General features: G+C 43.2%; 8 protein-coding genes, 1 tRNA gene and 3 rRNA genes. 3 read left to right on the top strand and 9 right to left on the bottom strand.

Annotated elements, in window-relative coordinates; genetic code table 11:
• Window positions 1-1,133 precede the first annotated feature (1,133 nt).
• Window positions 1,134-2,100 (top strand): IS630 family transposase gene (locus PCIT_RS13865; RefSeq protein ID WP_192992809.1). Its coding sequence is split into 2 segments (ribosomal slippage): window positions 1,134-1,526 and window positions 1,528-2,100, totalling 966 coding nucleotides; the frame shifts between segments, so codons are not numbered across the junction.
• Between the two features lie 239 nt (window positions 2,101-2,339).
• Here the strand turns inward: PCIT_RS13865 and rrf are convergent.
• From rrf to PCIT_RS13880, 3 genes are all read right to left on the bottom strand, one after another.
• Window positions 2,340-2,454 (bottom strand): 5S ribosomal RNA (rrf, locus tag PCIT_RS13870).
• Window positions 2,455-2,591: 137 nt separating this feature from the next.
• Window positions 2,592-5,480: ribosomal RNA gene (locus tag PCIT_RS13875) — 23S ribosomal RNA — on the bottom strand.
• Window positions 5,481-5,748: 268 nt separating this feature from the next.
• A 16S ribosomal RNA gene (locus PCIT_RS13880) occupies window positions 5,749-7,288 on the bottom strand.
• The 16S, 23S and 5S rRNA genes sit together here, the layout of an rRNA operon.
• Before the next feature lie 659 nt (window positions 7,289-7,947).
• Between PCIT_RS13880 and PCIT_RS13885 the strand changes: the two genes are divergently transcribed.
• Window positions 7,948-9,366, top strand: coding sequence for an alanine/glycine:cation symporter family protein (locus PCIT_RS13885; RefSeq protein ID WP_010365145.1), 1,419 nt, complete (start codon window positions 7,948-7,950; stop codon window positions 9,364-9,366).
• A 119-nt stretch (window positions 9,367-9,485) separates the two neighbouring features.
• Window positions 9,486-9,562: transfer RNA gene (locus tag PCIT_RS13890), tRNA-Pro, on the top strand.
• Between the two features lie 163 nt (window positions 9,563-9,725).
• Here PCIT_RS13890 and PCIT_RS23240 read toward each other — a convergent pair.
• The 6 genes from PCIT_RS23240 to PCIT_RS13915 form a co-directional block, all read right to left on the bottom strand.
• Window positions 9,726-9,860, bottom strand: a complete 135-nt coding sequence (locus PCIT_RS23240; protein WP_273542016.1) for a hypothetical protein — start codon at window positions 9,858-9,860, stop codon at window positions 9,726-9,728.
• Window positions 9,861-9,969: 109 nt separating this feature from the next.
• Complete coding sequence (locus PCIT_RS13895; protein ID WP_010365143.1) at window positions 9,970-10,380, bottom strand: hypothetical protein; 411 nt, start codon at window positions 10,378-10,380, stop codon at window positions 9,970-9,972.
• A 53-nt stretch (window positions 10,381-10,433) separates the two neighbouring features.
• Entirely contained in the window at window positions 10,434-10,658 is a 225-nt protein-coding gene (locus PCIT_RS13900; RefSeq protein ID WP_010365141.1) for a hypothetical protein, read from the bottom strand.
• A 10-nt stretch (window positions 10,659-10,668) separates the two neighbouring features.
• Window positions 10,669-11,475: a hypothetical protein gene (locus PCIT_RS13905; RefSeq protein WP_010365138.1), complete on the bottom strand. Its 807-nt coding sequence runs from the start codon at window positions 11,473-11,475 to the stop codon at window positions 10,669-10,671.
• Window positions 11,472-11,792, bottom strand: a complete 321-nt coding sequence (locus PCIT_RS13910; protein WP_010365137.1) for a hypothetical protein — start codon at window positions 11,790-11,792, stop codon at window positions 11,472-11,474. The genes PCIT_RS13905 and PCIT_RS13910 overlap by 4 nt, the downstream gene beginning before the upstream one ends.
• Window positions 11,789-12,385 (bottom strand): hypothetical protein, encoded by a 597-nt coding sequence (locus tag PCIT_RS13915; RefSeq protein WP_010365136.1) that lies wholly within the window; start codon window positions 12,383-12,385, stop codon window positions 11,789-11,791. Before PCIT_RS13915 ends, PCIT_RS13910 begins: the two co-directional genes overlap by 4 nt.

Raw genomic sequence — 12,385 nt, forward strand, 5'->3', positions numbered from 1 at the left:
TACACCGCTTAGATATTAAGTCACATAAATAAAGATACAAAATGCGCTTCACAAAGTGTTCCTCTAAAAGGCTATTTGTACATTTAAAGCAATCTATATGAACCAATAAACATTTTTACTTTCTTTACCAAACAATAACAACAAAACTTACATTTAACAAATAAAACCTCAAAGTAACCAAAAAAGAAATATTGAGATATTAGATACAATCTCAGTACCTAGTGAAATGGCTGCGATACAGTTTTTTAGGTTTAAATCGTACTAAACATAAAGTAACTGACAAAAAAACAATAAACAACTGATATATATGGTTTTGTATATTTGAATTATAGTACTAACGTAATGTCAGCGGTACTTCATACCTAAACTGTCACCACCTAAATTGTTAACTTTGAGTTTAAAAAGTTAAAAATACAACTTTAATTTTCTCCAATTTAATGACTCTGATAGGATATTCATTCCAAGTTGTTACAAAAACCACAGGATAATTTCATAAATGCCTAGATAACCTAAATAAACGTCACCTAAGTATCTAACAATTTGTCGTTATACGACTACCACAACATATCGTTGATTATTTCCTATAGGAATTCATAATACATATTTCGATAGGCCCCTATCTAACATTTCGCTGCGCTGCCCTTTATGCCTCTTGCGTAATAGTATTCGGCTTAACCTGATATAACACGTTAATGTTAAAGGGAGCTTTGTTATTTTAACTCTCTAATTATTGAATATACCTGTTTTGACTCCTTACCCGCGTCAGTAAGACAACGGTGAGACTCATCTCTATGAACGAGTTTCATATAAGCAGGTAAACCTTAAGATAAAAACTCCGTGACCCTAAACTCGTTTCAGGGTCTATGTTCTTTATCATGCCAATTAGATAAGCAATGCTATAAAAGCCATGGAGCCTAATAATAACAAAAATGGCAAGCATGACAGATCTGGATCCTGACCTGCGTCAGGAAGACTACGAGGTGAATTCGTCTCTCTCTGGGTCTTTATACCAATCTGCTTAAGTAAGTGATCTAATATATGTACACGGATTAAAGCATGCTCACTTATATAGATTTAAATACATCTAGAAAGCTTTAGCACTATCTCGAAGAGAATCAAATGCCAGAAAGCGTATTCGATTACTCGCAGTATCCTTATTTTTAGAAGGTGAAAACCGAACCAATATTGCCAAACGTTTAAATACTGCGAGAAGCAGTGTTAATAAGTGGGTATCAAACTACTTAAGTAAAGGCTTAGGAGGACTTGATAGTAAGCCGATAAAAGGACGCCCTGCTAAATTAACACCAAGCCAACTCGAACTCCTTTCAGCTCATATAATTCAGTCAGCCAATTCTTCAGATGGAGGGCGGCTTACAGGCGAAGACATTGGGAACTATATATTTATCCAATTTTCAGTTCGTTACCACTCAGACCATATATACAAACTCCTCAAGAAGCTTGGGTTTAGCTGGATAACGAGCCATTCAAGACACCCCAAACAATCACGAGAATGCCAGGAAACTTTTAAAAAACTTCCTATTGGAAACGATCCTTCACACACCAGGACACCTCCCTCTTGAGCGAATTGATGTTTGGTTTCAAGACGAAGCTCGTTTCGGTCAACAAAACCAAACAACACGTTTATGGGCTGCGACAGGCTCAAGACCTCGTGCAGTAAAGCAGCAACAATTTGAGTATGGTTATCTATTTGGTGCTGCCTGCCCTGAAAATGGCAAGACAGAAGCATTAATAACACCTTGCGTAAATAAAGAAGCGATGACACTACATATGGAACAAATATCGAAAGCTACCGAACTCGGAAGGCATGCAGTTGTTATTATGGATGGTGCTGGTTGGCATACATTTAATACAGTTCAGCCTTTTAATAATGTCACGCTAATCAAATTACCACCATATTCACCTGAATTAAATCCAATAGAACAAGTTTGGAGTTGGCTCCGTCAGCACTGTTTATCCAATCGTACATTTAAGGGTTATGAAGATATTGTTGAGCAAGTTTCAAAAGCATGGAACAAATTCATTTCAGTTCCTGAGAGAGTTAGAAAGATGTGCTCAAGAGATTGGGTTAAATTGACTTAATCTTTATGCAGATTGGTATGAGATATCCCCCTCTCGATACAGATATCGTCTAATTAAGCTTAACACCTCTAAGTTAAAACTCCGTCTCCCTGAACTGGTTTCAGGGTCCATAGGGTTTTTCTACGCTTTCTCTAACCCTTTTCCCTAAGCAGCTTTCCCCAACTTTCCCCAACTCCTTTTCCTAAACCCCAAATGCAAAAAACCCGTCGCATCTCTGCAACGGGTTTCTCTAATTTAATGCCTGGCAATGTTCTACTTTCACATGGCAACTGCCACACTATCATCGACGCTGTTTCGTTTCACTTCTGAGTTCGGCATGGGGTCAGGTGGGTCCAAAACGCTATTGTCACCAAGCAAATCTGGTGTGTTAACTCGCTACCGCAAGCCAACTAAATCTGGAATTCTGATAAATATTAATCAATCTGACTAATTCTTGTAAAACGCTACTTTAGTAACACTAACTTCTGTCGCTTAAACCACTTTGGCGTTGTATGGTTAAGCCTCACGGGTAATTAGTACTGGTTAGCTTAACATATCACTATGCTTCCACACCCAGCCTATCAACGTTGTAGTCTCCAACGGCCCTTCAGAGAGCTTATAGCTCTAGTGAGAACTCATCTCGAGGCCTGCTTCGCGCTTAGATGCTTTCAGCGCTTATCAGTTCCGAACGTAGCTACCGGGCAATGCCATTGGCATGACAACCCGAACACCAGCGGTTCGTTCACTCCGGTCCTCTCGTACTAGGAGCAACCCCTCTCAATTCTCAAACGCCCACGGCAGATAGGGACCGAACTGTCTCACGACGTTCTAAACCCAGCTCGCGTACCACTTTAAATGGCGAACAGCCATACCCTTGGGACCGACTTCAGCCCCAGGATGTGATGAGCCGACATCGAGGTGCCAAACACCGCCGTCGATATGAACTCTTGGGCGGTATCAGCCTGTTATCCCCGGAGTACCTTTTATCCGTTGAGCGATGGCCCTTCCATTCAGAACCACCGGATCACTATGACCTACTTTCGTACCTGCTCGACGTGTCTGTCTCGCAGTTAAGCTGGCTTCTACCATTACACTAACCGTACGATGTCCGACCGTACTTAGCCAACCTTCGTGCTCCTCCGTTACTCTTTGGGAGGAGACCGCCCCAGTCAAACTACCCACCAGGCACTGTCCGCAACCCCGATAAGGGGCCTACGTTAGAACATCAAAACTACAAGGGTGGTATTTCAAGGTTGACTCCACACAATCTAGCGACTGTGCTTCAAAGTCTCCCACCTATCCTACACATGTAGGTTCAATGTTCAGTGCCAAGCTGTAGTAAAGGTTCACGGGGTCTTTCCGTCTAGCCGCGGGTACACAGCATCTTCACTGCGATTTCAATTTCACTGAGTCTCGGGTGGAGACAGCGTGGCCATGGTTACACCATTCGTGCAGGTCGGAACTTACCCGACAAGGAATTTCGCTACCTTAGGACCGTTATAGTTACGGCCGCCGTTTACCGGGGCTTCGATCAAGAGCTTCGACCTAAGTCTAACCCCATCAATTAACCTTCCGGCACCGGGCAGGTGTCACACCGTATACGTCATCTTACGATTTTGCACAGTGCTGTGTTTTTAATAAACAGTCCCAGCCACCTGGTCACTGCGGCTCTCAATCGCTTAAGGAGTAAATCCCATCACAATCAAGAGCGTACCTTCTCCCGAAGTTACGGTACAATTTTGCCTAGTTCCTTCACCCGAGTTCTCTCAAGCGCCTTAGTATTCTCTACCTGACCACCTGTGTCGGTTTGGGGTACGATTCGAAATAATCTGAAGCTTAGAGGCTTTTCCTGGAAGTAAGGCATCAGCAACTTCACTACCGTAGTAGCTCGTCTCGTGTCTCAGCCTAACAACGACCCGGATTTACCTAAGTCATTAGCCTACTCACTTTCACATGGACAACCAACGCCATGCTTGCTTAGCCTGCTCCGTCCCCCCATCGCAATTATTCCAAGTACGGGAATATTAACCCGTTTCCCATCGACTACGCTCTTCAGCCTCGCCTTAGGGGTCGACTTACCCTACCCTGATTAACATGGGATAGGAACCCTTGGTCTTCCGGCGTGCGGGTTTTTCACCCGCATTATCGTTACTCATGTCAGCATTCGCACTTCTGATACGTCCAGCATACCTCCCGGTACACCTTCAACCGCTTACAGAACGCTCCCCTACCACTCAATCTAATGATTGAATCCGCAGCTTCGGTGATATGTTTAGCCCCGTTACATCTTCCGCGCAGGCCGACTCGACTAGTGAGCTATTACGCTTTCTTTAAAGGGTGGCTGCTTCTAAGCCAACCTCCTAGCTGTTTTAGCCTTCCCACATCGTTTCCCACTTAACATATACTTTGGGACCTTAGCTGGCGGTCTGGGTTGTTTCCCTCTTCACGATGGACGTTAGCACCCACCGTGTGTCTCCCGGATAGTACTTTACGGTATTCGGAGTTTGCAAAGGGTTGGTAAGTCGGGATGACCCCCTAGCCTTAACAGTGCTCTACCCCCGTAAGTATTCGTCCGAGGCTCTACCTAAATAGATTTCGGGGAGAACCAGCTATCTCCCGGTTTGATTAGCCTTTCACTCCTAGCCACAGGTCATCCCCTAACTTTTCAACGTTAGTGGGTTCGGTCCTCCAGTTGATGTTACTCAACCTTCAACCTGCCCATGGCTAGATCACCGGGTTTCGGGTCTATACCCTGCAACTAAGCGCCCAGTTAAGACTCGCTTTCGCTACGGCTACCCTAATCGGTTAACCTCGCTACAGAATATAAGTCGCTGACCCATTATACAAAAGGTACGCAGTCACATAACTAGTATGCTCCTACTGCTTGTACGTATACGGTTTCAGGTTCTATTTCACTCCCCTCACAGGGGTTCTTTTCGCCTTTCCCTCACGGTACTGGTTCACTATCGGTCAGTTGGGAGTATTTAGCCTTAGATGATGGTCCACCTATATTCAGTCAAAGTTTCACGTGCTCCGACCTACTCGATTTCACTGCTTATAAATTTTTGTGTACGGGACTATCACCCTGTATCGTGGCACTTTCCAGAGCCTTCCACTAATTACAAAACAGCTTAAGGGCTGTTCCGATTTCGCTCGCCGCTACTTTCGGAATCTCGGTTGATTTCTTTTCCTACGGGTACTTAGATGTTTCAGTTCTCCGCGTTCGCCTCATATGGCTATGTATTCACCATATGATACCTGCAAAGCAGGTGGGTTTCCCCATTCGGAAATCCTAGTCTCAAGCGCCTCTTACTGGCTCAACTAGGCTTATCGCAAGTTAGTACGTCCTTCATCGCCTCCAACTGCCAAGGCATCCACCGTATACGCTTAGTCACTTAACCATACAACCCAAAATGGTTTGTATCGTCAAAGACAGTTTAAACTTCGCCAGAAGTTAATATTGAATACTAAAGTAGATGCTAATTAATCAATGATTAATTGGCATTGTTTTACTTTTGAAAACTCTTTATAGATACGAATATCTATAAGAATTTATTTATCAGCTTTTCCAAATTTTTAAAGAGCAATATTAATTAGTTAATCCCTTAGGATAAAACTAACTAACAATCATCTGTGTGGACACTACGAACAAATAAGTTCTAAATCGTATAAGGAGGTGATCCAGCCCCAGGTTCCCCTAGGGCTACCTTGTTACGACTTCACCCCAGTCATGAATCACTCCGTGGTAAGCGCCCTCCCTAAGGTTAAGCTACCTACTTCTGGAGCAACCCACTCCCATGGTGTGACGGGCGGTGTGTACAAGGCCCGGGAACGTATTCACCGCGGCATTCTGATCCGCGATTACTAGCGATTCCGACTTCATGGAGTCGAGTTGCAGACTCCAATCCGGACTACGACGCACTTTAAGTGATTCGCTAACCTTCGCAGGCTCGCAGCACTCTGTATGCGCCATTGTAGCACGTGTGTAGCCCTACACGTAAGGGCCATGATGACTTGACGTCGTCCCCACCTTCCTCCGGTTTATCACCGGCAGTCTCCTTAGAGTTCCCACCATTATGTGCTGGCAACTAAGGATAGGGGTTGCGCTCGTTGCGGGACTTAACCCAACATCTCACAACACGAGCTGACGACAGCCATGCAGCACCTGTATCAGAGTTCCCGAAGGCACCAAACTATCTCTAGTAAGTTCTCTGTATGTCAAGTGTAGGTAAGGTTCTTCGCGTTGCATCGAATTAAACCACATGCTCCACCGCTTGTGCGGGCCCCCGTCAATTCATTTGAGTTTTAACCTTGCGGCCGTACTCCCCAGGCGGTCTACTTAATGCGTTAGCTTTGAAAAAGTTGTCCGAAGACCCCAGCTTCTAGTAGACATCGTTTACGGCGTGGACTACCGGGGTATCTAATCCCGTTTGCTCCCCACGCTTTCGTACATGAGCGTCAGTGTTGACCCAGGTGGCTGCCTTCGCCATCGGTATTCCTTCAGATCTCTACGCATTTCACCGCTACACCTGAAATTCTACCACCCTCTATCACACTCTAGTCTGCCAGTTCGAAATGCAGTTCCCAGGTTGAGCCCGGGGCTTTCACATCTCGCTTAACAAACCGCCTGCGTACGCTTTACGCCCAGTAATTCCGATTAACGCTCGCACCCTCCGTATTACCGCGGCTGCTGGCACGGAGTTAGCCGGTGCTTCTTCTGTCAGTAACGTCACAGCTAGCAGCTATTAACTACTAACCTTTCCTCCTGACTGAAAGTGCTTTACAACCCGAAGGCCTTCTTCACACACGCGGCATGGCTGCATCAGGCTTGCGCCCATTGTGCAATATTCCCCACTGCTGCCTCCCGTAGGAGTCTGGACCGTGTCTCAGTTCCAGTGTGGCTGATCATCCTCTCAAACCAGCTAGGGATCGTTGCCTTGGTAAGCCATTACCTTACCAACTAGCTAATCCCACTTGGGCTAATCTCTTGGCGTGAGGCCCGAAGGTCCCCCACTTTGGTCCGTAGACGTTATGCGGTATTAGCAGTCGTTTCCAACTGTTGTCCCCCACCAAAAGGCATATTCCCAAGCATTACTCACCCGTCCGCCGCTCGTCAGCAGATAGCAAGCTATCTCTGTTACCGCTCGACTTGCATGTGTTAGGCCTGCCGCCAGCGTTCAATCTGAGCCATGATCAAACTCTTCAATTAAAAGTTTTGTTGAAACCGAAGTTTCGTGCTCATTGAATTCTGATTTTGTTCTTGTTGCCAAGAACGAATTGACTGTGCACTATTATTTTTACTTTTAAAAAAGTAAATTAAAACCAGCTCAAGGCTGAATCTATTAATAGCTTATGGTCACTCAGTTCAATTGAGACTCTAAATTTTTTGCGTTGCTTCAATCTAAGAAAGAAGATTCGCTGTTAGAACTCAATCTGTACGAGTGCCCACACAGATGATTGCTTCATATTTTTAAAGAACATTGCGAAGATTAAGCGCTTTGCTTTATCTCGCTAGGGCTGCGCATGTTACGCTTTCCTATTTTTTTGTCAACACTTAAAGTTAAAAGTTTTTAAATTTAAGTTTTACTTGACGTTGACTCGTTTCAATTTGCTTTTCAGCGTATTGCTCCGTGTCAGTGGGGTCGCATTATAGGGAGATCCTTTTTTTGATCAAGCCTTTTTTAATGAAAATTGTCATTAATTTTCAACTTTAGAAACATACAGATATACACACCAAAAACTCACAAGTTACCCACAAAAACTTGTGCATAACTTGAGGTTTGACCTCGCTTGATACGACTTTAATTAAAGAATGTGCTAGATTACGCCCCCTGATTTATTCGTTCATATAAAAGTAGGCTTTGTTTTATGGCTGATGTATTAAACTTTGTTAGTGGGTTACTTTGGGGTCATGTACTTATATACCTATTAATAGCAGCAGGTTTGTTCTTTACCTTTCGTTTGGGTTTTATCCAGTTTCGTCAATTTCCTTATATGGTTAAAGTCATGGCGAATAGCCGTACGGGAGCTGGTGAAGGAATTTCCTCTTTTCAGGCGTTTTGTACCTCATTAGCCGCTCGCGTTGGTACAGGTAATATGGCGGGTGTCGCTGTAGCGCTCTATCTAGGTGGCGCGGGTGCCATTTTCTGGATGTGGTTAATAGCATTAATCGGTATGGCCACCAGCTTTGCAGAAAGTACCCTAGCGCAACTATATAAAACAAAAGACAGTGACGGTAACTTTCGAGGTGGCCCTGCTTATTATATGGAGTATGGCTTAGGCAAACGATGGATGGGTATTCTTTTCTCTCTATGCTTAATCTTAGCTTTTGGTTTAGTCTTTAATGCCGTACAAGCAAATTCAATTGCCGCCGCATTCGAAGTCGCATTTGACGTTCCTAAGCATATAGTTGGTGTATTGTTAGTTATTGGCTCTGCCTTTATCATTTTCGGTGGCTTAAAAACTATCTCGCGTTTCGCCGAACTTGTTGTGCCATTGATGGCGTTGGCTTACTTACTTGTTGCACTGTATGTTTGCTTTATTAACTATGACTTATTACCTGCTGTATTTAAGCAGATCATATATAGTGCACTTGGGTTTGAACAAGCGGGTGCCGGAGCCATTGGTTATGCAGTAATGCAAGCGATGATCCAAGGTATCAAACGTGGACTCTTTTCAAATGAAGCGGGTATGGGTAGTGCCGCCAATGCAGCCGCAACCGCCTCACCAAACCCAAACCACCCTGCCTCTCAAGGTTATGTACAAATGCTTGGTGTGTTTGTTGATACCATTATTATCTGTTCAGCTACCGCAGCCCTTATTTTACTATCAAACCAGTTAGTTCCAGATTCTGGAGTAACTGGAATTGCTTTGACTCAAGCAGCCTTGGTGCAACATGTGGGTGAATGGGGCGCAATTTTTATCGCTATCGCGATTTTGTTCTTTGCGTTTACTTCAATTGTTGCTAACTATTCTTACGCTGAAACCAACTTAATGTTTTTAAACACCAAATATAAGCATAGTATGTTGATTTTCAGAGCCTGTGTTTTAGGTATGGTAATGTTTGGTGCAGTAGGTGAACTTGGCTTAATTTGGACAATGGCCGACATTTCAATGGGTATGATGGCTATCGTGAACGTTGCAGCGTTATTTATGCTCTCTGGATTTGTGATTTGGTTATATAAAGACTATTGCAGCCAATTAAAAGCCGGAGTAACCCCTACTTTTAATCCCGATAATCATCCAGAAATGAAGAAAACTTTACCTCAGGGTATTTGGAAAAAGTAAAAATAACATGAGTAATTGCCTGCTTCGTGGGCAATTACTTCTTTTACGCTCAATTAATGTTCAAACAAACCAGTTACTTATTGCCTTTTAAATTTTTATAAGTATAGTTAAACGCAAGTCGGTATGTGGCGCAGCTTGGTAGCGCACTGTCATGGGGTGTCAGGGGTCGCAGGTTCAAATCCTGCCATACCGACCAATCTTTCTTTATCCCAATCAACAAGTTACATCAAAATAAAATAAATTCTAAAAATATAGCGCCACAATAACGCCATAACAACGCCACAATATACAGTATTTTTCGGGTTTCTCTGGATCTAAAAAAAGCCGCATATAGCGACTTTATTTACTTGGTTTTTTCTTTAGAAAAAGAATACTGAGACAGCTTTTAGCAATGCTGCCACTTCAGGATTCGTTACAGCTAATGCGCCGCCGATTGCACTCAATACTGCTGTACACGTTTTGGTCTGTACTGCTTCTTTTACTTTCTTTGTCATGACTTTCCTTAGTTGTCGTCTAAAATTCCCTTGGTGTGTTTCTTCACTTGATACACAACGAACGCGCCGATTACAGCGCCGCAAATTGTTGTCACTAGCCAACCTGCATTCATGCTAATGCGACTCCTCGCTCTGCTTGCTCAATACTGAATGCGCCCTTTGCACCTTCCATGTTTGCCATGTGCAGCATCAGTTCAGGGTAACGCTCATCTGGTACTGTATCGCTCCAAAAATTAAAAGCGTTTGGCTCTATATTCATTTTTTGACGAATGTACGCAATGTAATTTTCGGTATGGTTCTCTGAATCTGGTGCCCAGCGACTAATAATGTCGCTGATTGAATCTAATCCGTAATTATTGCGGTACGTCATTAATGTTTTGTATGCAGCACGAAAACCCATTTCCACAGATTCGAACTTCACAAAGCCCTTGTTGTGACCTGTTTTGCCTTCCCATTGCGTGCCGTTCTCACGAATGTTGAGCGGGTTGTTATTTCGCACATTTAAGTTTTGTCGAGTCATATAAAAAATCCCTATTGCTAAACTCGCGATTCCTATCGCTAGGTACTTGGTCATTAAATTGGTTTTGGATAACGCTGTTTGATTGATTGTCGCTTTGATATGACAGCATCAACTTTTGCTTTCGCTTCTGCACTCAAGCTATTAGATAGTTCAGGTAACACACTATCGAGCAATACGTTTAACAACTCTGATTCGTGATATTGATATTCACGAACACGCTCTGATATAACTTTAATTTCTTCTTCTGGCACTAGACCGTTTTGCGTTGCTATAAACATTGGACCTTCCTTAGTAGTCAATTTTGTGATTTGAATATAAAACGCCATGGTTAACATCGGGATAATTACCCACAACAATTGTCGGTAGCGCCAAATAAAGCACATCGCCGTTTTGTACGTCGCTATGAAATTTAATATCAACATGTACATAATTGAGTGCGTTACTTTTAAACACTTGGCGTTTTCGACTCCAACTATTGTCCTGCGGTGTACCGAGCCACTTTAAGTAACCTACTTTGTCACTTACAAGCTTGTAATACGCCATAAACGATGATGGGGACTTCATATGCTGTGCTGGTATATGAAAGTTATAACTTTCATTTTTAATCACATCGGCATCTAGAACCTCAACTTTCAAAACATTAAAATGTGATGAAAAATACTTGGGATTCGCTCCAATGATGTAATTGAGCAATTCAATAACAACTGGGTCACGCGCTTCAGGCGTACTACCTGAACGCACATTTACGACACTTGTTTTGAGCGCCGCGGGGGATTTAATCCCCATACCCACAGGCATTGTATGTGTTACTCCACTCGATGTTGTGAATGTCGTCGTATTCAAAAAGTCATGATTTTTATTAATGGCTGTGAATGGCATTTGACCGACAACATCACCGACGCGGCTTTTTAAATCATTTACCGTTGCTGTTGTATCTGCAATCAATGCTGATTGAGTAGCATCGTGTTCACTTTTAAAAACCGCTTGCTTATCATCATGCTCTTTTTGCATTTTGCTGATAGCACCGCCGCGTATGTCATCTAGCAATTCATTACCCACACTGACTAAATCAGCGATGTTTTGTAAATCACTCATATATCGTCCTTAATTTGTTCATTAATCTGATCAAGTCGTGCTTTTGATAGCTCGACTAATGTTTCTGTTGCTGCGTTCATATCAGCGCCTAGCGTCATGTTCTGCGCTGAGGTTTGGCTAACAATGTTTGTCAATACATTGTTATCTCTGAACGTTTGCAATTCACGTTTTAATAGCCCAGTTACTGCTGTTGATAGCGCAGTTTGACTGTGCGCTATGCCATGCATTAACGTCACCGCATCGTGTTGATTTGGGTCTAACTGCAAGAGTATCTGTGCAAGTACATCTGTGTTCTGTGGCTCAACTAAATAACTCATTGCAGCACCTCAAGCAGTGATAGCTTTGCTTGTTCAACACTTGTGTTATAGGCATAAATTTCTGCACCATTGGTAAGAGATAACGTGCCCCCTTTAACAACTGGCAAGCCATTTGTTGAACTACATGCAGCGCTACCAATGCGCACTGTTTCATTGCCTACACTGATATTTTTAATCAATAATTCGTGTCGCAGATTGTTTGCTGCAATCAACTTCACTTTGCTCAATGGTTCGATGATCACATCATCTAAAGAGTTGGCCTGAGTTGCCGCTATTGAAGTAGCGAATACATCAACGGGCTGTTCTACTCGTTCAACGGTTAACGCATTGGTAATTTTTACGTTATTAGATGCCGTAGACGTAATACGTAAATTAGCCACTTCATACTCAACATGTAGTGGTTCATCACGCCCATTCACAAAAAACACGGTAGATATATCGTTCAAATCGTATTGACGACCTACCGCGCCCACCACATCGGTAAACTCTTCAGCAGTAATACCAAAACTTTCAGACGCATTGATAATGCTTAACCAACGCCCAGATGTTGAGATTCTTCGTTCTGTATTTGCAGGTATTGTAATTTTTGCCAT

It is taken from the genome of Pseudoalteromonas citrea (assembly GCF_000238375.3).
Lineage (GTDB): Bacteria > Pseudomonadota > Gammaproteobacteria > Enterobacterales > Alteromonadaceae > Pseudoalteromonas > Pseudoalteromonas citrea.

Coding starts and splice junctions, on each gene's coding strand:
- PCIT_RS13895 (WP_010365143.1), bottom strand. CDS start 10,380: ATGACTCGACAAAACTTAAATGTGCGAAATAACAACCCGCTCAACATT.
- PCIT_RS13900 (WP_010365141.1), bottom strand. CDS start 10,658: ATGTTTATAGCAACGCAAAACGGTCTAGTGCCAGAAGAAGAAATTAAA.
- PCIT_RS13885 (WP_010365145.1), top strand. CDS start 7,948: ATGGCTGATGTATTAAACTTTGTTAGTGGGTTACTTTGGGGTCATGTA.
- PCIT_RS13905 (WP_010365138.1), bottom strand. CDS start 11,475: ATGAGTGATTTACAAAACATCGCTGATTTAGTCAGTGTGGGTAATGAA.
- PCIT_RS13915 (WP_010365136.1), bottom strand. CDS start 12,385: ATGGCAAAAATTACAATACCTGCAAATACAGAACGAAGAATCTCAACA.
- PCIT_RS23240 (WP_273542016.1), bottom strand. CDS start 9,860: ATGACAAAGAAAGTAAAAGAAGCAGTACAGACCAAAACGTGTACAGCA.
- PCIT_RS13910 (WP_010365137.1), bottom strand. CDS start 11,792: ATGAGTTATTTAGTTGAGCCACAGAACACAGATGTACTTGCACAGATA.